The 23,541-nt window shown below is 63.9% G+C and carries 30 protein-coding genes; 16 read left to right on the forward strand and 14 right to left on the reverse strand.

Translation table 11 applies throughout. The features are described 5' to 3' along the window. Positions 1-6: 6 nt before the first annotated feature. Complete coding sequence (locus GGQ88_RS15785) at positions 7-879, forward strand: 3-hydroxyacyl-CoA dehydrogenase NAD-binding domain-containing protein (protein WP_183614410.1); 873 nt, start codon at positions 7-9, stop codon at positions 877-879. A 52-nt stretch (positions 880-931) separates the two neighbouring features. Continuing rightward, a complete protein-coding gene (locus GGQ88_RS15790) occupies positions 932-1,264 on the forward strand; it encodes a hypothetical protein (protein ID WP_343057238.1) in 333 nt (110 codons plus the stop codon). Positions 1,265-1,283: 19 nt separating this feature from the next. On the opposite strand, the gene GGQ88_RS15795 is transcribed toward GGQ88_RS15790, so the two are convergent. Beyond that, positions 1,284-1,619, reverse strand: coding sequence for a hypothetical protein (locus GGQ88_RS15795; protein WP_183614411.1), 336 nt, complete (start codon positions 1,617-1,619; stop codon positions 1,284-1,286). Positions 1,620-1,745: 126 nt separating this feature from the next. Here GGQ88_RS15795 and GGQ88_RS15800 point away from each other — a divergent pair, with 126 nt between their 5' ends. Next, positions 1,746-2,093 (forward strand): DMT family protein, encoded by a 348-nt coding sequence (locus GGQ88_RS15800; RefSeq protein WP_183614412.1) that lies wholly within the window; start codon positions 1,746-1,748, stop codon positions 2,091-2,093. A gap of 4 nt (positions 2,094-2,097) precedes the next feature. Here GGQ88_RS15800 and GGQ88_RS15805 read toward each other — a convergent pair whose 3' ends face one another. Further along, complete coding sequence (locus tag GGQ88_RS15805; protein WP_183614494.1) at positions 2,098-2,322, reverse strand: hypothetical protein; 225 nt, start codon at positions 2,320-2,322, stop codon at positions 2,098-2,100. A 56-nt stretch (positions 2,323-2,378) separates the two neighbouring features. Between GGQ88_RS15805 and GGQ88_RS15810 the strand changes: the two genes are divergently transcribed. Then, on the forward strand, positions 2,379-2,840 hold the full coding sequence (locus tag GGQ88_RS15810) for a thermonuclease family protein (RefSeq protein WP_183614413.1): 462 nt from the start codon (positions 2,379-2,381) through the stop codon (positions 2,838-2,840). 6 nt (positions 2,841-2,846) lie between these two features. Here GGQ88_RS15810 and GGQ88_RS15815 read toward each other — a convergent pair whose 3' ends face one another. Continuing rightward, a complete protein-coding gene (locus GGQ88_RS15815; protein ID WP_183614414.1) occupies positions 2,847-3,479 on the reverse strand; it encodes a TetR/AcrR family transcriptional regulator in 633 nt (210 codons plus the stop codon). Between the two features lie 217 nt (positions 3,480-3,696). Between GGQ88_RS15815 and GGQ88_RS15820 the strand changes: the two genes are divergently transcribed. Both GGQ88_RS15820 and GGQ88_RS15825 read left to right on the forward strand, forming a co-directional pair. Continuing rightward, a complete protein-coding gene (locus tag GGQ88_RS15820) occupies positions 3,697-5,403 on the forward strand; it encodes a bifunctional metallophosphatase/5'-nucleotidase (protein WP_246386131.1) in 1,707 nt (568 codons plus the stop codon). A gap of 248 nt (positions 5,404-5,651) precedes the next feature. After that, entirely contained in the window at positions 5,652-5,954 is a 303-nt protein-coding gene (locus tag GGQ88_RS15825) for a hypothetical protein (RefSeq protein ID WP_183614416.1), read from the forward strand. Positions 5,955-6,004: 50 nt separating this feature from the next. Here GGQ88_RS15825 and GGQ88_RS15830 read toward each other — a convergent pair whose 3' ends face one another. From GGQ88_RS15830 to GGQ88_RS15840, 3 genes are all read right to left on the reverse strand, one after another. Continuing rightward, positions 6,005-6,799 carry a DUF1295 domain-containing protein gene (locus GGQ88_RS15830; RefSeq protein WP_183614417.1) on the reverse strand — a complete coding sequence of 265 codons (795 nt, stop codon included), beginning with the start codon at positions 6,797-6,799 and terminating at the stop codon, positions 6,005-6,007. Beyond that, positions 6,792-7,403 carry a lysophospholipid acyltransferase family protein gene (locus GGQ88_RS15835; protein ID WP_183614418.1) on the reverse strand — a complete coding sequence of 204 codons (612 nt, stop codon included), beginning with the start codon at positions 7,401-7,403 and terminating at the stop codon, positions 6,792-6,794. The genes GGQ88_RS15830 and GGQ88_RS15835 overlap by 8 nt, the downstream gene beginning before the upstream one ends. 134 nt (positions 7,404-7,537) lie before the next feature. Next, complete coding sequence (locus tag GGQ88_RS15840) at positions 7,538-8,218, reverse strand: ferritin-like domain-containing protein (RefSeq protein WP_183614419.1); 681 nt, start codon at positions 8,216-8,218, stop codon at positions 7,538-7,540. Between the two features lie 106 nt (positions 8,219-8,324). On the opposite strand from GGQ88_RS15840, the gene GGQ88_RS15845 reads away from it, so the two are divergent. Further along, positions 8,325-8,750 (forward strand): DUF983 domain-containing protein, encoded by a 426-nt coding sequence (locus GGQ88_RS15845; protein ID WP_183614488.1) that lies wholly within the window; start codon positions 8,325-8,327, stop codon positions 8,748-8,750. A 3-nt stretch (positions 8,751-8,753) separates the two neighbouring features. On the opposite strand, the gene GGQ88_RS15850 is transcribed toward GGQ88_RS15845, so the two are convergent. The 5 genes from GGQ88_RS15850 to GGQ88_RS15870 all read right to left on the reverse strand — a co-directional run bounded on the left by GGQ88_RS15850 (position 8,754) and on the right by GGQ88_RS15870 (position 12,141). After that, positions 8,754-9,146 carry a Rap1a/Tai family immunity protein gene (locus GGQ88_RS15850; RefSeq protein WP_183614420.1) on the reverse strand — a complete coding sequence of 131 codons (393 nt, stop codon included), beginning with the start codon at positions 9,144-9,146 and terminating at the stop codon, positions 8,754-8,756. A 63-nt stretch (positions 9,147-9,209) separates the two neighbouring features. Further along, positions 9,210-9,896, reverse strand: a complete 687-nt coding sequence (locus GGQ88_RS15855) for a glutathione S-transferase N-terminal domain-containing protein (protein WP_183614421.1) — start codon at positions 9,894-9,896, stop codon at positions 9,210-9,212. A gap of 21 nt (positions 9,897-9,917) precedes the next feature. Continuing rightward, on the reverse strand, positions 9,918-10,577 hold the full coding sequence (locus GGQ88_RS15860; RefSeq protein ID WP_183614422.1) for a CoA transferase subunit B: 660 nt from the start codon (positions 10,575-10,577) through the stop codon (positions 9,918-9,920). Positions 10,578-10,593: 16 nt separating this feature from the next. Next, a complete protein-coding gene (locus tag GGQ88_RS15865) occupies positions 10,594-11,427 on the reverse strand; it encodes a hypothetical protein (protein ID WP_183614423.1) in 834 nt (277 codons plus the stop codon). Positions 11,428-11,430: 3 nt separating this feature from the next. Next, positions 11,431-12,141 carry a CoA transferase subunit A gene (locus tag GGQ88_RS15870; protein WP_183614424.1) on the reverse strand — a complete coding sequence of 237 codons (711 nt, stop codon included), beginning with the start codon at positions 12,139-12,141 and terminating at the stop codon, positions 11,431-11,433. 99 nt (positions 12,142-12,240) lie between these two features. On the opposite strand from GGQ88_RS15870, the gene GGQ88_RS15875 reads away from it, so the two are divergent. Further along, positions 12,241-13,113: a LysR family transcriptional regulator gene (locus GGQ88_RS15875; protein WP_183614425.1), complete on the forward strand. Its 873-nt coding sequence runs from the start codon at positions 12,241-12,243 to the stop codon at positions 13,111-13,113. Positions 13,114-13,373: 260 nt separating this feature from the next. On the opposite strand, the gene GGQ88_RS15880 is transcribed toward GGQ88_RS15875, so the two are convergent. Both GGQ88_RS15880 and GGQ88_RS15885 read right to left on the reverse strand, forming a co-directional pair. Further along, positions 13,374-13,703, reverse strand: a complete 330-nt coding sequence (locus tag GGQ88_RS15880; protein ID WP_183614426.1) for a DUF6959 family protein — start codon at positions 13,701-13,703, stop codon at positions 13,374-13,376. 28 nt (positions 13,704-13,731) lie between these two features. After that, positions 13,732-14,376 (reverse strand): HAD-IA family hydrolase, encoded by a 645-nt coding sequence (locus GGQ88_RS15885; protein ID WP_183614427.1) that lies wholly within the window; start codon positions 14,374-14,376, stop codon positions 13,732-13,734. A gap of 257 nt (positions 14,377-14,633) precedes the next feature. Here GGQ88_RS15885 and GGQ88_RS15890 point away from each other — a divergent pair, with 257 nt between their 5' ends. The 3 genes from GGQ88_RS15890 to GGQ88_RS15900 all read left to right on the forward strand — a co-directional run bounded on the left by GGQ88_RS15890 (position 14,634) and on the right by GGQ88_RS15900 (position 18,634). Then, complete coding sequence (locus GGQ88_RS15890) at positions 14,634-15,413, forward strand: universal stress protein (RefSeq protein ID WP_183614428.1); 780 nt, start codon at positions 14,634-14,636, stop codon at positions 15,411-15,413. Positions 15,414-15,442: 29 nt separating this feature from the next. Beyond that, complete coding sequence (locus GGQ88_RS15895; protein WP_183614429.1) at positions 15,443-15,904, forward strand: COG3650 family protein; 462 nt, start codon at positions 15,443-15,445, stop codon at positions 15,902-15,904. A gap of 414 nt (positions 15,905-16,318) precedes the next feature. Then, positions 16,319-18,634: a CDC48 family AAA ATPase gene (locus GGQ88_RS15900; protein ID WP_183614430.1), complete on the forward strand. Its 2,316-nt coding sequence runs from the start codon at positions 16,319-16,321 to the stop codon at positions 18,632-18,634. Between the two features lie 21 nt (positions 18,635-18,655). Here the strand turns inward: GGQ88_RS15900 and GGQ88_RS15905 are convergent, their stop codons facing one another. Then, positions 18,656-19,972 (reverse strand): sensor histidine kinase, encoded by a 1,317-nt coding sequence (locus GGQ88_RS15905; protein WP_183614431.1) that lies wholly within the window; start codon positions 19,970-19,972, stop codon positions 18,656-18,658. 165 nt (positions 19,973-20,137) lie between these two features. On the opposite strand from GGQ88_RS15905, the gene rpmH reads away from it, so the two are divergent. The 5 genes from rpmH to yihA are packed head-to-tail and all read left to right on the forward strand — an operon-like array spanning position 20,138 to position 23,421. After that, the gene (rpmH, locus tag GGQ88_RS15910; protein ID WP_054107782.1) at positions 20,138-20,272 is read left to right on the forward strand and encodes a 50S ribosomal protein L34; all 135 of its coding nucleotides are present in this window, start codon (positions 20,138-20,140) and stop codon (positions 20,270-20,272) included. A 38-nt stretch (positions 20,273-20,310) separates the two neighbouring features. Continuing rightward, complete coding sequence (gene rnpA / locus GGQ88_RS15915; RefSeq protein ID WP_183614432.1) at positions 20,311-20,703, forward strand: ribonuclease P protein component; 393 nt, start codon at positions 20,311-20,313, stop codon at positions 20,701-20,703. Then, the gene (yidD, locus tag GGQ88_RS15920; RefSeq protein ID WP_183614433.1) at positions 20,700-20,909 is read left to right on the forward strand and encodes a membrane protein insertion efficiency factor YidD; all 210 of its coding nucleotides are present in this window, start codon (positions 20,700-20,702) and stop codon (positions 20,907-20,909) included. Before rnpA ends, yidD begins: the two co-directional genes overlap by 4 nt. 59 nt (positions 20,910-20,968) lie before the next feature. Beyond that, complete coding sequence (yidC, locus tag GGQ88_RS15925) at positions 20,969-22,774, forward strand: membrane protein insertase YidC (RefSeq protein WP_183614434.1); 1,806 nt, start codon at positions 20,969-20,971, stop codon at positions 22,772-22,774. Beyond that, positions 22,771-23,421 carry a ribosome biogenesis GTP-binding protein YihA/YsxC gene (gene yihA, locus GGQ88_RS15930; RefSeq protein WP_183614435.1) on the forward strand — a complete coding sequence of 217 codons (651 nt, stop codon included), beginning with the start codon at positions 22,771-22,773 and terminating at the stop codon, positions 23,419-23,421. The genes yidC and yihA overlap by 4 nt, the downstream gene beginning before the upstream one ends. The last annotated feature ends 120 nt before the right edge of the window (positions 23,422-23,541 follow it).

Below are 23,541 nucleotides of genomic sequence, written 5' to 3' on the forward strand. Positions count from 1 at the left end.
TAGCTCATGATCAGGACGGTTGCAGTCATCGGCGCGGGCCAGATGGGCTCGGGCATTGCGCAAGTTGCGGCGCAGACCGGGATGAAGGTGCTGCTGGGTGACGTCTCGCTGGATCTCGCCGACAAGGCGCGCGACAAGATCGCCAAGGGGCTGGCCAAGCTGGTCGAAAAGGGCAAGATCGAAGCCGCGCTTGCCGCCTCGACCGTTGCCAACTTGCATTCGTTCTCCGATCACGCAGCGCTGGCCGAGGCCGATCTGGTGATCGAGGCGGCGACCGAGCGCGAGGATATCAAGCGCAAGATCTTTGAATCGGCGGGCAAGCATCTGGCGGCCCATGCGGTGATGGCGTCCAACACGTCGTCGATCCCGATCACGCGGATGGCGGTGTCATCGCCCGATCCTGAGCGCTTCATCGGCATTCACTTCTTCAATCCCGTGCCACTGATGAAGCTGGTCGAGGTGATCCCCGGCCTTGCAACGTCGGTTTCGACGATCGAGACGGTGCGTGGTTTCGTCAGCGACATCGGCAAGGAAATCGTGCTCTCGCAGGACGAGCCGGGCTTCATCGTCAACCGCATTTTCGTGCCGTTTATCAACGAGGCAGCTTTTGTGCTGGGCAGCGGGACCGGATCGGTCGTCGATATCGACAAGGGCGTGAAGCTTGGCCTCAACCATCCGATGGGGCCGCTGGAACTCGCCGATTTCATCGGGCTGGATACCCTGCTCGAAATCATGAAAATCTATCTCGCCTCGACCGGAGATCCGAAGTACCGGCCTGCGCCGCTGCTGCAGAAGTACGTCGAAGCAGGCTGGCTTGGCCGTAAGTCGGGCCGGGGATTCTACGATTATTCGGGCGACACGCCGGTTCCTACGCGCTGAGGTGGAACGGGCTGCGGCACGGGGCGTAGTCTCCTCAACAAGGAGACACCCCGTGATCGACCGCGACAAGCCGACTGCCGACAATACGGCACCCGAAACCGTCAATTCCGAGCAGGAGGACGGCGACACGCAGGCGCAGACCGTCGCCGACGAAGCGATCGCTCGCGCCACCAGCGTATTGGGTGAGCAGGGTGAGAGCGAGCGGGTGCGCGGCGGGATCGACGATGAGGGCGGCGATGCCCAAGATCTGGTCGATCACATGAACCAGATGGTCACCAGCGGCCATATCGACATGAGTGCGTTTCGTGGCGAGCGCAGCGATGATGACGAAGAAGGTATGTATGGCGAAGGCGGTATCGAGGACGATACGCCGCGTGGTGCCTGACGACTGCGGCGGCTGACGATTATTGCGGGGCGAGTTCGGCTCGTTCCGCACCGGCCTCACGATCGGCTTCGGTGTCTGCGGCAGGCTCCAGAACCTCTTCGGGCAAGGCCTCGCGCACTTCAACCATCTCGCCGTTACGCTCGACGTGACCCAGCAGCTTGCCCTTGCCTTCGTCCGGGGCGGGGTCCTGATCCACCCATTCGTCGAATGCGGGGCCGTTTGGCGCGGCATTTGTGCCCTGGCCGTTCACGACGTTGGCCTCGGTGATCTGCGATGCGACGAGCGCCGCGGACACCAGAATACCGCCAGCAAACAGCAGCAGCGTGAAGCGGTAACGCTGAGGATTGGCGTTCACAGGCAAGGGTCCTTGAGGTCGATCGGCCAGCGATGTCTGCGCGCAATCGGTTAAATTTTGACGAACCGGGGTGATCGCGCGGGATCAGACCTTGCTGCACCTCGAGCGAAACGGCAGGGCTATGGCATGAGCACCATCCTCCTCCTCGTCCTGTCGAACCTGTTCATGACGACGGCTTGGTACTGGCACATCCGCGGCGGGGCGCAGGCGATCGAGGCGCGGCCACTGGTCGTGGTGATCGCGATCAGCTGGGGCATCGCGCTGTTCGAATACTGCCTTGCCGTGCCGGCCAATCGCATCGGCACGCTGAATGGGTGGACTGCGGGTCAGCTCAAGGTCGCGCAGGAGGCGATTGCCCTGATCATATTTGGCGGCTTCATGGTGCTGGTTCTGAAGGAGCCGCTGCACTGGCGTCACTTTGCGGCGTTTGCCTGCATCATGGCTGCCGTCGCATTCCTGTTCTCGGGCAAATGATAGCTCAGTCCGGCTTGCTGTCCTTGGCCCAAGGATCGGCGAGCGCGCTTTTGCGGACGTCGGCAGCCTGATCGTCGGGCTGCGGCACCGAGCAGTAGGCCAGCAGGCAGATCGATGCCGCCCACCACAGCGCCTTCCAGCGACTGGCGAATACCGACGATAGTCGTGGTCCGAACATCGGATCAGCATGGCACCGACCGGTTGAAGCGTGATTAACGCTTAGGTCCATTCCGGAGGGGGTGAATACGGAGGCGCGCAAGGTCTTTCCACGCGGCAAGGCTGGGTATGACCAAACCGCTGGCAACGCTGCCTGTCGCCCCCGCCCTGCTGCTGCTGCTCCTGCTAGTGCCGGGAACACCCACTGCCGCCGCGCCCGCACCCGAGCCGGAGCACGCCAGGTTCGAGGCGTGTTCCAGCGGGCCACGGGTGACCTGCGTCGTCGATGGCGATACGTTCTGGTACGATGGGACCAAGATCCGCATCGCCGATATCAACACGCCCGAAACGTCACAGGCATCGTGTCCTGAGGAGGCGGCGCTGGGCGCACGGGCCAAGGGGCGGCTGGCGCAATTGCTCAACGCGGGGCCTTTCACGCTGGAGGTGCAGGGGCGGCAGACGGACCGCTATGGCCGGGCCTTGCGCGTGGTTACCCGCGGCGGGCGCAGCATTGGCGCGCTGCTCGAGGCCGAGGGGCTGGCCGAGCATTGGCAAGGCAAACGCGGGGATTGGTGCGCCCGGCTGCTTTAATCGCAGTCAGGCCGCGCGTAGCCCTGTCAGGGCCCGCGCGCCGCGATCACTGGCCGACAGTCCGTCGAACACTGCGTCGATGATCCGCGCGAGCTTTTCCTCGCTGAGGCGTTCCATGAACATGATCGTGGTGTTGGGCGCGCAATAGGGCGCGACCATCTGATTGACGAGGCTGATCGTCTCGTCCACGCCAAGGCCAGCGAAAGCACCATCGCTCATCGCCTCACCGATAATCTCGCCAAGGTAGTGGTCGGCAAGGTCGATATAGCTGCGAATCTGCGCGTAATGGTCGTTGCCGATCTCGATATAGGCTTGCAGTTTGACCGGGTCGGCTTCCCACTTCTTGCGCAGGGCAAGATAGCGGCGAGCGAAGAATTCGTACATCTTGCGACGGGGCGGCAGCTCGCTGCCGAGCACCTCCTCCATGATTTCGACCATGGGCTGAAACCAATGGTCAGCCAGCGCTTCCATCAAAGCCTCGCGCGAACTGAAATAGCGAGACAGATTGGCTTGCGAAATACCCGCGTGCGCTGCCAGTTCGGCAAAAGATACGGCTTCTCCTCGCTCCTCGACGAGTGCTTGGGCAACTTCGACAATGCGCATGCGCATGGTGTCGTTTTCGCTGTGAGTAGACGCCATGGCGCGCGATATTCCTGCCTGAGGGTATTCTTCTCCTTTGTAGGCGTGCTGCGCCGCGCAGACAATCTCTGTTGCGAGTGCAATCACACCGATCTGGCCTTCTAGCTGCAATGTGGATGCGCTATGGCGCGGGCCAACCGCTTGCCCACGTTACGAAAAGGGTCGCTCGTCCATGCGCTTGTCAGTTCGTTTGATTCTGGCTCTGGGTCTTCCAGGAATGATCGCGGCTTGTGCCGGGCCGATGGCGACGCGCGATAGCGCACCGGTGGAAGTGGGCATCATCGGTATCAACGACTTCCACGGCAGCCTCGAGCCGCCGCGCCAGGCGGTGAACGTGAGCGATGGCAAGGGCGGGGTGATCCCGGTTCCGGCAGGCGGCGCGGCGTGGCTCGCTTCGGCCATCGATTCGGTGCGTGCAGGACACCCGCAATCACTGACCGTTTCGGCGGGCGACATGATCAGCGCCTCGCAACTGGCGTCCTCGCTCTATCTCGACGAACCCAGCATCGGCGTGATGAACCGTATAGGCGTTGATTTCAACGCGGTCGGCAATCACGAATTCGATCGAGGGCAGAACGAACTGCTGCGCATGCAGAACGGCGGTTGCGAAAAGCTTACGCCCAAGCAGCCTTGCGCGATCGAGCCATTCACCGGGGCGACGTTCCGCTATCTTTCCGCCAGCACGGTCAAGGCCGATGGCTCGACGCTGTTCCCGGCGACGGGCCTGCGCACTTTCGGCAAGGGCAAGCGCGCAGTCACCATTGGCGTGATCGGCCTGACACTCAAGGGCACGCCGAACCTCGTAGTGCCGAGTGGGATCGCTGGTCTGACCTTCGCGGACGAGGCCGACACGATCAACGCCGCCGTGCCCAAGCTGAAGGCACAGGGTGCGGACGCCATCATTGTGCTGATCCATGAAGGCGGGCGCACCAAGGGCGAGCCCGATCCGCAAGGGTGCACCGATTTTGCCGGAGACATCCGCCCGATCCTCGACCGGCTGGATACCCGCGTTGATGTGGTCGTCTCGGGCCACACGCACTGGTCCTACGTCTGCGACTACGGCAAGCTCAACCCGGCCAAACCGTTCCTGCTGACCAGCGCGGGCGTCTATGGCGAACTGGTCACCGACATCACGCTGAAGATCGATCCCGTCTCCGGCCGGGTGGTGAGCAAGGCGGCCAAGAACGTGATCGTGCAGTCGGTCCCCTACACGTCCTCGCGCGGGCCGCTGGCCAACACGCCGCTGTTCCCGCAATTCCAGCCGCGCGCTGATATTGCGCAGTATGTCGCCAAATACGTCGATGCCTCGAAAGCCTACACCCAGCGCCCGATCGGCAAGATCGATCGCGCGGCACCCAAGAACGAGGGTGCCGAAGGCGGCGCGGGCGGGCCGCTCGGCAACCTGCTCGCCGATGCGCAACTTGGCGCGACACGGCAAGCAGGCGCGCAGATCGCCTTCATGAACCCCTTCGGCATCCGCGCGCCGCTGGTCCCTGCAGCCGACGGCACGCTGACGTTTGGCGACATCTACCTGAACCAGCCCTTCGGCAACAACGTGGTGACCGCAACGATGACCGGCGCGCAGATCAAGGCGACGCTGGAAGAGGGGCTGGATGATACCGGCCCCAAGCAGGTCCTCGCGCCATCGGCGGGCTTTGCGTTTGCTTACGATCCGGCGCGGCCATCGGGTGACCGGATCGTGTCGATCACGCTGGATGGCCAGCCGTTGGGGATGGGCCAGACGTATCGCGTGACAGTGAACGGCTTCCTCGCGCTGGGCGGTGATGGCTTTTCAGGCTTCGTCGGAATGCCCGACGCGGTGACCGGCCCGACCGACATCGACGCGCTCGAAAGCTGGATCAAGGCGGTGCCGGTGCGGGTGGTGCCGCAAGAGGTGCGGGCTGGGGTGGTGCCCAAGGCCTGAGTTCAACCCACAGCCCGTACGTGTCGAGCGAAGTCGAGACACCACGCACAGTGTCTCGACTTCGCTCGACACGAACGGATCATTTCAGAAGGCGTTTGGTATCACATCATGGGTCACGCTGGCGCAACCGCCTGTTGATGGCAGCTTTCGGCGCGTTGCTATCGCCCTGGGGATGACTTCTTTTGGGTGGAAGGCAGACATTACGGCGGTATAGTCAGCACGCGAGGTGCAGCATGCGAAGTGCGGTAATGAAGTGGCTGGTTACGATCGGGGCTACCATCGCGCTGGCCACGGCCATGCTGCTTTGGGGCCTTGCACCAGCTTCCGAGTGCAGCACGCCGCAAGAGATACATTGGTGGACTGGGTTGCCCGCTTTCGTCTTCTACGTGGCCGCTGGTTGTTACATCGCCGCTCAGGGCACCCTCGCGCAACGCCTGCTACTGTTCATAACCTCGGCTGGAATTATCGTCGTCTATGTGGCGATACTCTCTCAAAGCTTGCCGATAGTCATCCAGACTGAGATTAGCTGCGCGGCGCAGGGCCTGCGCTAACCTCGATGGCCGCTACGGTGTCGTGTCCGGAACGGCAACTTTTGGCAAAACTACCCCCGCTTCGGGGACCTCGGCACAAACCCCGAGGTCCGCGCCACATACTCCGCATACCCCGGTCGCCGCTCGGCCATGCCCTTTTCCAGCAGCGGTTTGCCCGACCAGCGCGTCAGGGTGACGGTCAGGAACAGCGGCCCGATCACGCTGCCCAGCGCGACCCACAGGCCCGCCTCGGACGCGGCGAGCCAGATGCCCCACCACACGCAGGCGTCGCCGAAGTAGTTGGGGTGGCGGGTGTAGCGCCACAGGCCTGTGTCGAGCACGCGGCCCTTGTTGGCGGGGTCGGCACGGAAGCGGTTCAGTTGCCGGTCGCCGACCGCCTCGAACGTGATGCCGACGAGCCATAGCGCCCCTCCGGCCATCGCCAGCGCACCGATGGGCGCGGGCGCGCCGCTCGCCAGAATGCCGAGTTGCGCGGGCAGGCAGGTGAAGAACAGCAGCACCGCCTGCGGGCCGAACACGACCTTCAAGGCTGCCGAGCCGTAACGCCGCTGAGCACGCGCCTTGCCGAGAATCTTTGCATAGCGCGGGTCCTCGCCATGGACGCGCCAGCGGGTGAATAAGTGCCACGCCAACCGCGCCGCCCAGATTGCCGTAATCGCAGCGATCAGGCTCGCCCGCGCGCCCGGCGCGTCGAGTTGGACCCATGAAACCAGCGCCAGCACGCCCATGCCGCCGCCCCAGACCGCGTCGATGAAGCTGACATCGCCGATGCGCACCGCTATCCGCCACAGGATCAGCATCGCCCCGGCCAGGACCAGCGCGTTGAGGGCCAGCGCCTCAGACAATGGCAATCTCCGCCGCGCTGGTCAGGCCGCGCGCCGGATGTCGCGGCGTGACCGTGCGATAGATCTCGAAGATCTTCGCCATGTCCGCATCGTAGTCGCCGGTCGGCCAGATCGCGGGGCCGAGGCCGCCGGTCTTCGTGCCGTAGTCCATCATGCCTACGACCAGCGGAACGCCAGCTTTCAGCGCGATGTGGTAGAATCCGGTGCGCCATTGGCCGACCTTGCCGCGCGTACCCTCGGGCGCGATGGTCAGCATGAAGCGGTCGCGCCGCGCGAATTCGGCGACCATCGTATCGACGACGTTGGCCCGTTCGGAACGCACCACCCGCACGCCGCCCATGTCGCGCATGAAACGCCCCAGCGGCCAGCGGAACAGGCTGTCCTTGGCCATGAAATGCGGGCGCAGGCCGAGATCCTCGGTCAACCCGATGAAGTAGAGAAAGTCCCAGTTGGACGTATGTGGTGCCGCGATGATCACGCAGCGCCCATCCGCAGGGGGCACACCCGTCGCTTTCCAGCCGCGCGCGCGGTAGAACGTCACCAGCGCCTTGCGTACGATCCGCGATAGCAGGCTAGGCCTGCGGTCCTCGATTACCCCTGTCATCCCCTGTCTCCCCCCGAGATGGGATATCGCGACCGACGGGTTGAGTCCAACAAACTCCCCTCCCCGGCGGGGAGGGGCTGGGGGAGGGGGCGCGACACTGAATTAGCGCCCAACTCCCCTCCCCAACCCTCCCCTCAAGGGGAGGGAGCAAAGTTGGTCTGACACTCTGTCACATCCGGCCACGCCGCCATGCGCGGGGTCGAGCGCCGGAGGAACAGGCTCGGGAGCTTGATCAGCATCAGCGACTTGTGGATCCAGTAGTCGGCCCAGCGCTCGCGCCACAGCGCCTTTGCGCGGCCTTGGCGGTCCAGCCAGCCTTCGTAGGGCATCCAGTGATCGGGCTCGTCCTTTTCGACGACCTCGAAAATGCGCTTCATTGCCTTGTCGGACAGGACATGGCGATTGCGCAGCAGCACTTCCACCTGATGCATCCCCCTCTGTTCGGTCAGCACGATCACCCGGCACAGCCGCTCGAACGCGTCGGGACTGGCGATCACGCCGTTGGTGTCGAGTTCATCGATCGAGCAGCCGAAGACCTTCTCGATAAACCGGTCGATGTGCCCGCAGGTGCTGTCGACGCTGAGCGGCATCCGTCCCTGCAGCTCGAACCAGCGGCGAAACATCACGTAATGCTTGCGCTCGTCCCTACGGTGCTTCTCAATCGCGGCGATGAATGCCAGATCGCCAGGGCAGCGCACGCGCACCGCATCGAGCACCCGGTCGAGCGAGGTGTATCCGCGATGTTCGTTGTAAATGTAGATCGACGCGAGCACGTCGAGGAACCGGGTACGGTAGCGCTGGAAAAGCTTTGACACGATTCATCATCGCATGAACCGGCATTTCGTTCCACTCTGCCCATTCGGGCTTGCCAAGATCCGCACCGCGCATATGGACGCGGAAGCTTTACTGGAACCGGCACGCATGGCGATATTTACCAGCAATCCCAAGTTCGACTGGATCTTCCGGTGCGGGTGGAAGGGCTTATGCCCGCGTTGCGCCAAGGCGTCGATGTTTCAGGGGTGGCTCAAGCTGCAGAAGACGTGCCCGGAATGCGGGCTGAACTACGATTTCGCCAATGCCGACGATGGGCCGGCTTTCTTCGCCCTGTGCGTGACCGCGTTTCCGCTGATCTTCGTCGCTGTCTGGCTCGAGGTCGCCTACGCGCCGCCGTGGTGGGTGCATCTGGTGACGTCGGTGCCGATCCTGGGCGTGGGCTGCCTTGCCACGCTGCGCCCGTTCAAGGGGTGGCTGGTCGCCTCGCAATACGTCAACAACGCGATTGAGGCGGGGACGGAGAACCTGTGGGCCAAGCTCAATGCCAAGCGCGAAAGTGACGCCGAGGGCTGAGCGTCAGCTGCGCTTTTTCGTCGGTTTCGGTTTGGGCTTCGCTGGTGGCTTGGCTGCAGCCTTGGGCTGAAGTTTGGGCCACGCCCCGATGACCGCAGCTTTGACCAGCGTCCGCGCGGGCTGGTCGCGTGTTTCGGGGTGATCTTCGAGGTACTTGGCGACCACATCACGCACTTGTCCGCCGGTCGCGCCGGTCGGAGTCTTGAACGGCTGGTCGAGGAAGCGCGATCCGTCGAGCACGCCCATCACGTATGAAAGACACAAAGCCTTGTCGACGGCGGTGCCCGACGAGCAGGTGTCGTGCAGCTGGTTGCCACTCATCCATTCGGCGCGGGCGGGCACAGTGGACAAGGCGAGGCCCGTCGCCAGCACGAGGATTGATCTGATTGCGGGCATCGTTGATCCTTGTTCGGTCGCGCTGATCAACCGCCGACGGACAGGGAGGGTTCCACGCAGGCCTCAGGCGGTCTTGCGATAATCGGCGGTGATCTCTCCGCAGGCAGCCAGTTCTGCCTCATGAGCTTCCTCGCGCCAGCTTTCGGCCAGAGCTTCGGCTTCCCACTCCAGCATAGCTGGATGCGCCAGCACCTGATCGACCCAGGCCTGCCCATTGCCCACGTCCAGACCATAAGTGCGGATGCGGAAGGCGACCGGCGCGAAGAAGGCATCGAGCGCGGTGAACGCAGGGCCCGCCAGCCATGGACCACCGAAAGTGGAGACGCCGTGCTCGAATATCTCGCGCACGCGCCCAACATCGCGCAGCAACGCGGCGCTCATCGGGCGCGGCTTGACCCGTACGCCGACGTTCATCGTGCAGTCGTTGCGCAGCGCCGAAAAGCCGCCGTGCATCTCTGCGACGGCGCACATTGCAAAGGCGCGCGCGGCGTCGTCAGCAGGCCAGACGCCGTCATGACGTTCGGCGAGGTAGAGCGCGATGCCGAGTGAATCCCAGATCGTGCGCTCGCCGTCGACCAGGACCGGAACTTGCCCGGTCGGCGAAAACCCACGGAATTCTTCATAGTTCGATGGCTTGGTAAACGGCTCGATCCTGTCTTGGAACGCAATGCCGAGTGCCTTCATCACCAACCATGGCCGCAGCGACCAGCTGGAATAGTTCCGGTTCGCCGTGATCAGCGTGTAGCTCACCTGAACTCTCCTTTGCGCATATTATTCCACGTAGTGCGCGGTCGTCTTGGCGCGCACCTCTTCGGCGCTCACGCCCGGAGCCAGTTCGATCAGCTTGAACGGCGAAGCATGATCAGCCCGCGCAAAGACTGCAAGGTCGGTGACGATCATGTCGACCACGCCGACGCCAGTCAGCGGCAGGGTGCAAGCTGGGATGAACTTCGGCGTGCCGTCCTTGGCAGTGTGTTCCATCACGACGATGATCTTCTTGACGCCCGCGACGAGATCCATCGCGCCGCCCATGCCCTTGATCATCTTGCCGGGCACCATCCAGTTGGCGATGTCGCCGTTTTCCGCGACTTCCATTGCGCCGAGCACGGTCAGATCGATCTTGCCGCCACGGATCATCGCAAAGCTGGTCGCGCTGTCGAAATAGGCCGACTGCGGCAACTCGCTGATCGTCTGCTTGCCCGCGTTGATCAGGTCGGCGTCTTCCTCGCCCGCATAGGGAAACGGTCCGATGCCGAGCATGCCGTTCTCGGACTGCAGCGTCACTGTCATGCCCTGGGGCACGTGGTTGGCGACCAGTGTCGGGATGCCGATGCCCAGGTTCACGTAATACCCGTCCTGCAGTTCGCGCGCGGCGCGTGCTGCCATCTGGTCGCGGCTCCAGCCTGCCTTCAGTCCGTCATGCGTGGTCATAGTCTGGTTTTCCTGCTTATCGGATGGGGGGCGGCACGAGGAACCATCCGGTTCCGATGTGCTGCTCCAACGCCAGCGCAACCGGCCCGTCCGGGTTGCGCAGGTAATCGAAAACTTCGTCGAAATCGCCGCGTCGGTCACCGGCGATCGCGATAACGCACCAGTCATCGGCGGCGCGATTGAGTATCTGCTGCTTGCGCCTTTCCTGCCCGCGCAAAAGCAGCGTGCTATCGATTCCCAGCGGGTCGAGCCCGGTCGCCTTGAGCGTCGTAGCGAGGTCCTTGTCCGCGCTTTCGGGCAGAGTCGCGATCCACACCACCGCCGTGCCGGTTCCGCGGATCGCGCGCAGGCGACCGGCAAGGCCGGGTGCGGGCGAGGGCGGGTCGGTCAGGTCGAAGGGCTTGTCGCCGACATCGAGGTCGATCAGCAGCGCACTGCGTTGATCGGTGCAGTCGACCATCCGGGGCAGCGTTCCGAGGCTGCGCTGATCGATCAGGACCGAAGCGCGCCGCTTGCGCGGCTTGCCCTGTTCGGCAGCGGCCAGCACGTATGTCGAAAGCGGGGCGTATGGATCGGCGTCCGCAGTCTCGCCCGCCGGGGCCACGGCATTGGAAGATGACGTCTGGACGGTCTGCGGCTTCGGCTCGGTCATTGGCGAAGCAGGTGGCGGCACCGCGACGCCTCCGCCGACCGTGACCACCGGCTTCCGTCCTGCCCGCTCGCCGGACAGATCGGCCGAACGTTTGACCACCGCGCCGCTCGCCACGACCGGCACCAGTGCGGCGGCCACGCAACTGCCCAGTTGCGTGGCCGCCAGCGCCAGCACCGCCAAGCGAAGCAGCGCCGTCATTGGTCAGGCGGCCTCCCGCTCGCGCACGGTGCGGAACTCGATTTTCTTGTCGTAAGGCGCGCCGACGATGATCCGCTGCACGTAGACGCCGGGCAAGTGGATGCTGTCGGGGTCGAGGCTGCCCACCGGCACGATTTCTTCCACTTCGACCACGCAGACCTTGCCGGCGGTGGCGGCGGGCACATTAAAGTTGCGCGCGGTCTTGCGGAACACGACGTTGCCGGTCTCGTCCGCCTTCCACGCCTTGACCAGCGCGAGGTCGGCGAAGATCCCTTGTTCAAGGACATATTCCTGGCCGTCGAAAACCTTGGTTTCCTTGCCCTCGGCAACCAGCGTGCCGACGCCGGTCTTGGTATAGAAGCCCGGGATGCCCGCGCCGCCCGCGCGCATGCGTTCGGCCAGGGTGCCTTGGGGCGAAAATTCGACTTCGAGTTCGCCCGAGAGGTACTGGCGTTCGAATTCCTTGTTCTCGCCGACGTAGCTCGAGATCATCTTCTTCACCTGCCGCGTGCGCAGCAGCTTGCCGATGCCTTCGTTGTCGATCCCGGCGTTGTTGCTGGCAAAGGTCAGATCCTTCACGCCGCTGTCACGCACCGCATCGAGCAGGCGTTCGGGCACGCCGCACAGGCCAAACCCGCCGCAGGTGATCAGCAGGCCATCGCGGAGCAGGCCATCGAGCGCGGCGGCGGCATCGGCGTAAAGCTTCTTCGACATCGTGGAAATCTCTCCTGCGTTCAGGCGGGCTGGTAGCACGGGCGACGGATTGAAAAGAGCGATTGTTTTTTATCTGATTCGATAAGAATTACTGATCGAATGAAGCGCATCGCCATCTACCACCTCGAAACCTTGCTCTGGATCGCGCGCCTCGGCACGTTCCGTGCGGCGGCAGAGCGTCTGAACACCACGCAACCCGCCATATCCGCACGCGTCCGCGAAATCGAGGAGCAGCTTGGCATTGCACTCTTCCGGAGGGAAGGGCGAAATATGGTGCTCACCGCGCGCGGGCGGCGCTTGGTCAAGGAATGCGAGCCGCTGTGGGCAGGCTTCGAAAAGGCGCTGCTGACCGCCTCGGGCTTCGAAGGCGCAACCGGCACCGTGCGCATCGCCAGCGGCGAGATCGCGGCGGCATCGTGCCTGCCGGCGTTTGTCCACGCGGTAGAGCGCGACTTGCCGGGCGTCACGCTGGAGATCGAACTCGACCTGACGGCGCGGATGTTGACCCAATTGTTGGGGGCCATGATCGACATGGCATTTCTGGCGGGGCCGGTCGCCAGCCCTGGCATCCGCACGGCAGAGATCGGCTCGGTCGGACTGGTCTGGGTGGCGAGCCGCGCCACCGCGCGGGCGGGCGGTTTCGTGCAAAGCCTGCCGGTGTGGTCGATCCCGAGCTATTCGCCGCTGCACGGGGTCATGATGGAAACGCTGGCGTTGCACGGGATAACCCCGCGTTCGATCGGCACCTGCAACAACGTGCGCACGCTGATCGAGATCATCGGCGGCGGAGGCGGCGCGGCGGTCCTTCCCGAACCGATGGTGCGCGGGTTGCTGGAATCGGGCGAGTTGGCGGAGATCCTGCCACGGCCCACTCGCACGATCCGCTTCGAAGCCGCGATCCGCAGTACGGAGTGCGACCCGGTGGTGCTTGAACTGTTCCGGCGGGCGGGTGAATTGCGGATGGATGGGTGAGGGGAATTGCGTCCCCAACAAAAACCCGCGCCCCTGACTCCCACCCGCTCATCCTGAGCCTGTCGAAGGACGCGCGCCAATCCCCGAACCGGGCGGAACCCCGCCACCCACACACCCCGCGGTACCTAGAGGTTGCAATCGCCCAGCCCAACGCCTGCGCGCATCCTTCGACAGGCTCAGGATGAGCGGGGTTTCTTCTTTGAGCTATGGCAGGTTCTGGCGCGTCGCATGGCTATGCGTTTTTGGCCGGAAAGGGGTGGCTAGATGCCGCTTTCCGCCTTCGAAAAGGGCAACGCTAGACCGTGGTCTTGCAGCACTTGCGTATAAAACACTACCCGTCCCTCTAACGCGTCTACAAGTTCCTTCAGGTCGTGCCATTGGTCAGAATCTGGTTCTGCGCTCGCTAGTGCGTTCGAGGCCATGCGGCTCAAGTTGCGCAACGTATCGCCTTGGATCAATATTCCTGGAAACTTGCGGCCCGGATGCCGAATGATAGCGGCGTTGGACGCGTCGGAGTATATCTCAACCAGTTCTTTACGCATATTCGACTTGCATAGCAGGACATGCATGTCGGCGTAAGCGGCAGTCATGGCGTCGTTCCCGGACAATCCGATTTCCTTAAAACCCAACCCCCAACACCGCCCCCAATTCCGCCAGCGCCTGCTCGCCACTCGTCACCTTGATCGCCCGCATCCCCAGCGCCGCCGCAGGTTTGCAGTTGATCCCCAAGTCATCAAGATACACGCAGTCCTGCGGCGCCAATCCCATCAAATCACACATCATCAGGTAAATCCGCGGGTCGGGCTTGCGGGCGCCAGCCTTGCTGCTTTCGATCACATGCTCGAACCGCGCGAAGATCTGTTCGAGTTCGTCGCGGTTATCGGAACTGCGGGCCATGCCTGCGCCGTGGCCCGAGGGAACGTTGTTGGTGATGCAGCCCAACCGGTAGCCCTTGGCCTTCAGTGTATCGAGCGCGGCGACCATTGCCGGACGCACCGCGCCTGCCAGCACGGCGAGGACCGATGCGCCGTCGAGGTCATGGCCCAGCGCACGCGCTTCGGCAGCAAACCGCCGGTCAAATTCCTCAGCATCGATCTCTGCACGTTCGAACAGCGCCCAGGCATTGGTGTCGCCATGGCGGGCATTGACCTGCCGCACGAAATCCTGCGGCAACCCGCGCTCCGACTCCAGCCGGTTGAACGCCTCGAACGGCGACGAGGTAATCACCCCGCCGAAATCGAAAATCACCGCCGAATAGGGCATCCGTCCTCCTGAAGTCCCCAACTTTCGTCATTGCGAGGCCGAAGGCCGAAGCAATCCAGAGTTGTTGCGTCTGGCGCTCTGGATTGCTTCCCCCCGGCCTGCGCCGGGGTCGCAATGACGAACCATAAGACGATGTTGCTTTAACCGATCGATGAACCCCGGCAACTAATTCAGAATTGCAGCTCGATTTGACGCAGGTCATGGCGGGGCGCATCATCCGGGCAGACGGTAGGGCATCACAAGAGAGGACGATCCCCATGCGCTCCATTCTTTGCCCGATCGACAGGTCCGAAACACTGGACGACCGCGTCGAAACCGCCCTCGCTCTCGCGCGTGCCATCGGTGGCCACGTTACCTTCCAGATCGCCACGCCGTTTGCGCAGATGGCGGTGTGGGAGCCGTTTGGAGGCGCGGCCATCTCTGCCACCGCGATCAGCGATGCGCGCGAACTGGACGAAAAGCTCGCCTGCGATCTCGACGCGCGCCTGGCCCCGCAGGATGTGCCGTTCGACGTGACGATCGACGATTCGGGACGAGTCGAAGCGGCCGCCGCAGCGGCGCGCTTTGCCGATGTGCTGGTCGCCACGCTCGATGATCCCGCGCTGGAGGAGATCGTGCTGTCGTTGCGGTGCCCGGTTCTGGCGGTGCCGCGCGGGGTTCAGATGCTGGCGTTCGACGCGCCGGTGCTGGTTGCCTGGGACGGCGGACACGAATCGGCCAATGCCGTGCGTGCCGCGCTGCCGCTGCTCGCCCGCGCGAGCGCGGTCCACCTCCTGACCGTGCGCGAAAAGGACGGCACGTTTCCCGCAGCCGACGCCGCCTGCTACCTTTCGCGCCACGACATTCATGCGCAAGTGCACGAGAAGGAACGCAATGGCTCGATCGCCTTCACCATTGAGGAATGCGCGCGCGAGGTCGGCGCAAGGCTTATTGTGATGGGCCTGTTCGGCCACAGCCGCTTGCGCGAATTGCTGATGGGCGGGGTTTCACGCGAAATGCTCGACCGGTCGCAGATCCCGCTGCTGCTGGCGCATTGAGGCTTGGCACGCGCGGTGCGGGCGCAGACATGGCGGGCATGAGATGTCCCGCCGCACTTGTCGCCCCGCTCCTGGTGGTCGCCCTGATCACTGGCTGTTCGCCCGCGCCCGAGGCCGAGCCTTCGGAGCGTGCGAGTGAACCCGCGCCCGTGTCCATGCCGACGTCGGCCGAAACGCCTGTCACCCCGCCGCCGATCTTGACGACCGTCCCGCAGAAGTTCCGCGCGCTCGGCACAGAACCGTTCTGGTCGGCGGAGGTCGAGGGCACCCGGCTGACCTACACCACGCCGGTGACTCAGGAAGGCGCGACCATCAGCATAGTCCGCAAGGACGCGGGCAAGCGCGCGCTTTACACCGGCAGCATCGGCGGGAAGCCGCTGGAACTGGAAATATGGCGTGAAACCTGCTCGGATGGGATGTCGGATGCCGACTACCCATTCACCGTGATTCGCCGCATCGGGCCCGATACCCAGCGTGGCTGCGCCCGCTGACCTGTCATTTCGGGCGGTTCGCACTTGCAGCACGGCAGTCGCCGCCTCACGAAATCCGAGGCGGATCAATAGGATGGGATCGTTCAGTTTCCTTTGAAACAACTATAAAACCCTAGTAAAACAGAGAGGTAGGAGGGCGTTTGCAAAAAATGCACACGCAATTGCCCATTTCGCACTTGCACAAAAATAGGGTGAGGGGCATACAGATATTGCCTTTCAGGCATCCTCTCCCAAAACTTTCCGGCCTGGCGGGCAACTGCCGGGCCATTTTTTTGTCTTTCAATCTGCGGGTTACGGGTTGTCGAGCCCTGTCTGCCGCAGCCCCGGCAACCATCGCGCCACTCCCGCGTTTGAAAACCCGACGCCGGGTTCCCACATCGGTCCCTGACGGCTGATCAAGGGGAATTCAAACTCATGGCAGATGCGGCAACCGATACCCGGACCGACGCGCGCACGTTGCGGCTGCAGGTCGCAGGCGCGCGACAGGAAGAAAGCGGACACGGCATTGCCCGCATCAGCCGACACCTGATGTCGCAATTGGGTGTGACCGAGGGCGATGTGATCGAGATCGTGGGTAAGCGCTCGACCGCTGCGCGCGTGATTCAGCCCTATCCCGAAGACGAAGGCCTTGAGCTCATCCGTCTCGACGGCTTGCAGCGCGCCAATGCCGATGTCGGATCGGGCGAACATGTCGAGGTCCGCAAGGTCGATTCGCGCCCGGCGCAGCGCGTGGTGTTCGCGCCGGCGCAGAAGGACTTGCGTCTGCAGGGGCCTGCGGTTGCCCTGAAGCGTAACTTCGCCGGGCGTCCGCTGGTCATGGGCGATCTTGTCGCCACCGCCGGCCAGCAGCAGGTCAGCCGCGACGACATGCCGCCGCAATTGCGCCAGATGCTCAACGCGCCAGCCTTTGCACTGACCCAGATCCGCCTGACTGTCGTCTCGACCGTGCCCAAGGGCGTGGTCCACATCGACGAGAACACCGAAGTCGAACTGCGGCCAGAATACGAGGAGCCGCGTTCGAGCCGCGCCGACGTCAACTACGACGACGTCGGCGGCATGGGCGATACCATCCGCCAGTTGCGCGAGATGGTCGAACTGCCGCTGCGCTACCCCGAACTGTTCACCCGCCTCGGCGTCGATCCGCCCAAGGGGGTGTTGCTGCATGGTCCGCCGGGAACCGGGAAGACACGCCTGGCCCGCGCGGTCGCCAACGAAAGCGACGCCGCGTTCTTCACCATCAACGGCCCCGAGATCATGGGCTCGGCCTATGGCGAGAGCGAAAAGCGCCTGCGCGAAGTGTTCGAGGAGGCGACCAAGGCCGCGCCTTCGATCATCTTCATCGACGAGATCGATTCGATCGCGCCCAAGCGCAGCGAAGTTCACGGCGAGGCGGAGAAGCGCTTGGTTGCGCAACTGCTCACGCTGATGGACGGGCTGCATGCCCGCTCGAACCTCGTCGTCATCGCCGCGACCAACCGGCCCGATGCGATCGATGAGGCGCTGCGTCGTCCCGGCCGTTTTGACCGTGAGATCGTGGTCGGGGTGCCTGACGAATCGGGCCGCCGCGAGATCTTCGGCATCCATACCCGCGGCATGCCGCTGGCTGAGGACGTCGATCTCAAGGAGCTGGCGCGGACTACGCACGGTTTCGTTGGTGCAGACATCGCCGCACTGGCGCGTGAGGCCGCGATCGATGCCGTGCGCCGGATCATGCCCAAGCTCGACTTCGAACAGCAGACCGTTCCGCAGGAGGTGCTGGACGACTTGCGTGTCGAGCGCGAGGACTTCGTCAAGGCGCTGAAGCGCGTGCAGCCCTCGGCCATGCGCGAAGTCATGGTTCAGGCCCCGACCGTCGGCTGGGCCGACATCGGCGGGCTCGACGATGCTCAGGAAAAGCTGCGCGAAGGCGTCGAACTTCCCCTGAAGAACCCCGACGCGTTCCACCGCCTCGGCATCCGACCGGCCAAGGGCTTTCTGCTCTATGGCCCGCCCGGAACCGGCAAGACGCTACTCGCCAAAGCCGTCGCCAAGGAAGCCGAGGCGAACTTCATCGCGATCAAATCGTCCGATCTCCTGTCCAAATGGTACGGCGAGAGCGAGCAACAGATCGCGCGGCTGTTCGCCCGTGCCCGTCAGGTGGCACCGTGCATCGTGTTCATCGACGAGATCGACAGCCTCGTGCCTGCACGCGGCAGCGGGCAGGGTGAGCCGCAAGTCACGGCGCGGGTGGTCAACACCATTCTTGCCGAGATGGATGGTCTTGAAGAGCTGCAGTCGGTCATCGTCATCGGCGCGACCAACCGGCCCAACCTTGTCGATCCGGCGCTGCTTCGGCCAGGGCGGTTTGACGAACTGGTCTATGTCGGCACGCCCAGCGTCGAAGGGCGCGCGCGCATCCTTGGTATCCACACCAAGGCGATGCCGTTGGCTGGCGACGTCGATCTGGGCAAGATCGCGGCTGCGACAGACCGCTTCACCGGTGCGGATCTGGAGGACGTCGTCCGCCGTGCAGGCCTCAACGCGATCCGTCGTGCGGGCGGCGAAGTGCGCGAGGTGACAGCGGCAGACTTTGCCGATGCGCTGGAAGATTCCCGCGCCACGGTCACGTTGCAGATGGAAGAAGAGTACGGCCGGATGAAGGGCGAGCTCAAGAAGCGCGCGATGGAACCCGGCCCCTTGGGCTTCATTGTACCCGGGATGGTTCAGCCGACCCGCGAATCGAAGCATTGACTTTCCCGCAGGCGAGGGCGCTCAGGCGTCCTCGCCTGTCAGCGGGAAGTTCATCTCGACCAGTATACCGTCCTCACCGAACGAGCGGGCGATTGTCCCGCCCAACTGGCGCTCGGACGAACGAATAAGCGCCGAGCCAAAGCCCTCGCGTCCCGGCTCTGCCACGACGCCCGCCTGGCCATGCTCTTCCCATCGGACATGCGCGCGGCCATCGACGTTTTCCCAGGTCACGCGGAGCAATCCGCCCGGTTGCGACCATGCGCCATACTTGACCGCGTTGGTCACCAGTTCGTGCAGCACCAGCCCCAGCGGGACCGCATGCCGCCCCGGCAGCACCAGTTCGCCGCCTGATAGCTCGCACCGTTCGCTACTCGATTTGTAGGGCGCGATTACCTTGCCGATCAGGTCGGCGAAATCGACCGTCTGCGCCTGGCCCGTGCCTTGGGTAACCTCGTGCGCGGTAACGAGTGCGTGGATGCGCTTGGCGATGCGGTCCACCGCAGGCGCTGCCGCAGTATCGCCGCGCGCCGACATCTTCACGATCGCGAGGATGACAGCGAACAGGTTCTTGACGCGGTGGTTCAGTTCCTTGGCGAGCAGGTCGGCCCGGTCGCGTGCCGCGGATATCGCTGCCGCACCCTCAGCGAGCGCTTCGGCCTCGGCTTTGCGAATCGCCTGCCACAGCCCGAGCGCCAGCGCGCAGACGATCACCACGAACAGCGCGGCAAGCGAGGGCAGGATGCGCGCCTCGGCCAGTGCTGCCGACTGCACCGCTTCATCAAGTCGCGCACGTTCGATCGCCTCGAGCTTGGCCACCGCGCGGCGCATGCCTTCCATCGCCAGCTGGCCCTCGTCAGACAGCACCCGCGCGTGTGCATCGGGTATCCGCCGCTGCTGCACCAGTTCGATCACGCCCGTCATCTCGGCCCACTTGGCATCGCCCAGCCGCGCGATCTCGGCCAGCAGCCGCTCCTGCTCGGCGGGCAAATCGTCGCCCATCTGCTCGCGCAGCCGCGCCAATTCGAAGGTGTAGCGCCGCTGCCCATCGAGATAGGGCGCAAGATACCGTGAATCGCTGGTGATGAAGTAGCCGCGTTGTCCGGTCTCGCCGCTGATCGTCGAGCGCACGATTTCGTCGATCGAAGCAAGGATGCCGCTGGTACGGGCCGCTTGCTGGCGCTGGCTGCGTTCCGCCTCTACCGTCGTCAGGATCAGCGCGAAGGTGCCGAGCAGCGCCAGGGCCACAACGGCGAACAGCGCCAGCGTCGGGATTCGCGGGGCCCGCTGCCACCAATGCGCCCTGACCTGGTCCTGGCTCGGGTCGTTTCCCTGATTCATCCATGTGCCGTAACCGTTCCGCGCCCGCCTCGCAACGCATTGGAGCGGTTTGTCCAAGGCTTGACGCAAGTGCCCGGTTCGCCTATCGGCCACCCCCTGATTACGGCACGTCGCGCTTGCGGCGATGATCGCCTGTTCACCGATTCTATTGAGAAGAGCAAACCGATGAAGCGCACTTTCCAGCCCAGCAATCTCGTACGCGCCCGTCGCCACGGCTTCCGTACCCGCTCGGCTACTCCGGGTGGTCGCAAGATTCTCGCAGCCCGCCGTTCGCGCGGTCGCAAGAAGCTGTCGGCCTGACCACAGGCGTCCGTCCTCCGGAACCGGCGGTTGAGGGCATGACCCGAATCGCCCCGATCCGGAAGCGGGCGGACTTCGTTGCTGCAAACCACGGGATCCGGGTCGCAAGGCCCGGATTCGTGCTGTTGGTAAAGACCGAATCGGCCCCGGCCGACGAAGCCGACATGCGCTTCGGGGTCACGGTTACCAAGAAGATCGGCAACGCGGTCGTTCGCAATCGCATGAAACGCCGCTTCCGCGCGCTCTTGCGCGATGCTCTGCCGCAAGCGGGTATTTCCGGCGCTGATCACGTGATGATCGGACGCGAAGGTGGGGTCGAGCGCGATTTTGCGATGTTGCGCGATGAACTGGCCGTTGCGCTTTCGCGCGCTGCTGAAGGCAAGGGTGATCCGCCGAGGAAGCGCGGCGGTCCGCGCAAGCCACGCAAGTGAAACGCCTGCTCATCCTCATCGCGCGGGGCTGGCAACTCGGCCCCTCGCGCGTGCTTCCGCCCTCGTGCCGCTATGCTCCGTCGTGTTCGCAATACGCGATCGAGGCGGTCGAAAAGCACGGCGCGATTAAGGGTGGCTGGCTGGCGACGAAGCGGCTATTGCGCTGCCACCCATGGGGCGGCCACGGCTATGACCCGGTTCCCTGACCGCATGAATTTCCAGCGCCGCCGACAACGTGGCCACGACTGACAGGACGTAAACGACGGTGCAGAACCAGCGCAATCTCATCATGGCGGTGATCCTGACCGGCCTGCTCCTGCTCGGCTGGGATTCGGCGATGCGCTGGTTCTACCCCGCGCCGGCAGTTCAGCCCAGGGCCGCCGCGACCACCGCCGCCGCGCCTGCGGATGCGTCCAAGCCCAAGCCGACGCGCGAAGGCGGCCTGCAGAATGCGGGCGACATCGCGTTGGAGAAGAAGGACCTCGCCGCCGAACTCGCCGCCGGTCACCGCATCGTGATCGACGCTCCGGGGCTCAAGGGTTCGATCAACCTCAAGGGCGCGCTGGTCGATGACGTGACGCTCGCCCGCCACCGCGAGAGCGTTGACAAGAACAGCGCGCCCGTCCGCCTGTTTTCGCCCGCTGGCACGCCCGCGCAGCACTATGCCCAGATCGGTTGGGTCGGCGAAGGCATTGCCGCGCCGGATGCCAACACGATGTGGACCGCTGATGGTACGCGGCTGACCCCGCAGACGCCGGTCACCTTGCGCTGGAGTAACACCAGCGGCCAGACCTATTCGATCCGCTATGCGATCGATGGCGATTACATGATCACTGCCACGCAAGGTGTTGCCAACGCCGGCCCTGCGCCGGTCGTGGTCAAGCCGTTCGCCTTGGTCAATCGCACCGACAAGACCGCTAGTCTCGATACGTGGAACGTGCATTCCGGTCCGATCGGCGCGTTCGACGGATCGGTGACTTTCGACAACAATTACTCGACCGTCGCCGAAGCGCCGGGGCAAGCTATTCCCTTCAAGGGCACCGCAAATTGGATCGGCTTTACCGACATCTACTGGCTGTCGGCGCTGGTGCCAGACGCCAACGCCAAGGCTGAAGCGGCATTTCGCTCGCTCGGTTCGGGCGTCTTTCGCGCCGACCTGATCTATCCTTCGGTCTCGGTAGCGCCGGGTCGGACGCAGGCGCAGACCGTGCGCCTGTTCACCGGCGCGAAGGAAAACGCCGTCCTTGAAAAGTACGAGGCGGCCGGCGTCACAAACTTCAGCCTGTCGATCGACTGGGGCTGGTTCCGCTGGTTCGAGAAGCCGATCTTCTGGCTGCTCGATTCGCTGTTCAAGCTGGTCAAGAACTTCGGCGTCGCGATCATCCTGCTGACGCTCGTGGTGCGCGGCGTGATGTTCCCGATCGCGCAGCGCCAGTTCGCCTCGATGGCGGCGATGCGCGCGCTGCAGCCCAAGATGAAGGCCCTGCAGGAACGCTACAAGGACGACAAGCAGACGCAGCAGCAGAAGATCATGGAGCTGTACAAGACCGAGAAGGTCAATCCGCTCGCGGGTTGCCTGCCGATCTTCCTGCAGATTCCGGTGTTCTTCGCGCTCTACAAGGTGCTGGTGCTGACCATTGAAATGCGTCACCAGCCTTTCGCGCTGTGGATCAAGGACTTGTCCGCGCCCGATCCGCTGCACGTGCTGAACCTGTTTGGCCTGCTGCCGTTCACGCCGCCAAGTTTCCTCGCCATCGGCGTGCTGGCGATCCTGCTCGGCTTCACGATGTTCCTGCAGTTCAAGCTGCAGCCAGCGGCGATGGACCCGGCACAGCAGCAGATCTTCTCGATCATGCCATGGATCATGATGTTCGTGATGGCGCCGTTCGCGGCAGGCCTGCTGATCTACTGGATCACTTCGAATATCCTCACCATCGCGCAGCAGAAGTTCCTCTACAGCAAGCATCCGCAGCTGAAGGCGCAGGCTGACAAGGACCAGATCGATGTCGATCGGGTTGTCACGCGTGAGCAGAAGGCAGCTTCGCCGCGCAAGCCGAAGACCACACGGTGAGTGAAGAAGACGCCATCAAGGCAGAGCTGATCGAACGCGCGCGTGTGCTCTTTTCGGGGCGCATCGAGTTCATCAAGTCCGCGCCGTCGCTCAAGTTCCTGCCCGATCCGGACGTACCCGAAATCGCGTTTGCGGGGCGCTCCAACGTCGGCAAGTCCTCCCTGCTCAATGCTTTGACCGGGCGCAAGTCGATCGCGCGCACCTCGGTCACGCCGGGGCGCACGCAGGAATTGAACTTCTTCGAGGTCGGCGATCCCACGGTGATGCAGCTGGTCGATATGCCCGGCTACGGCTTTGCCAAAGCGCCGCCTGCGGTGACCGAGCAATGGCGCAAGCTTGTGCGCGATTTCCTGCGTGGGCGGGTCGTGCTCAAGCGCGTGCTGCTGCTGATCGACGCGCGCCACGGCATCAAGGATGTCGATAACGACATGATGCGCATGCTCGACGAGGCAGCCGTCGGCTATCGCGTCGTGCTGACCAAAGCGGACAAGATCAAGGCTGAAGAGCTCGAGAAGGTCACGGCAGAGACGATCGCCGCTGCGCGCAAGCGGACTGCTGCCTATCCCGAAGTGCTTGTAACTTCGTCGGAAAAGAAGATGGGCATCGAGGAGCTGCGCGCTGCGGTCCTGGCTGACAGCGAGATCTAACGCGCAAAAGCCTTTAAGATCCGTTCGTGTCGAGCGTAGTCGAGACACCGCGCGCAGGTGTCTCGACTACGCTCGACACGAACGGTTCTTGGGTGAGTGCCCGGTTTTGAAATGGCCGAG

The organism is Novosphingobium hassiacum (genome assembly GCF_014196055.1).
In the GTDB taxonomy this organism is placed as follows: Bacteria; Pseudomonadota; Alphaproteobacteria; order Sphingomonadales; family Sphingomonadaceae; genus Novosphingobium; species Novosphingobium hassiacum.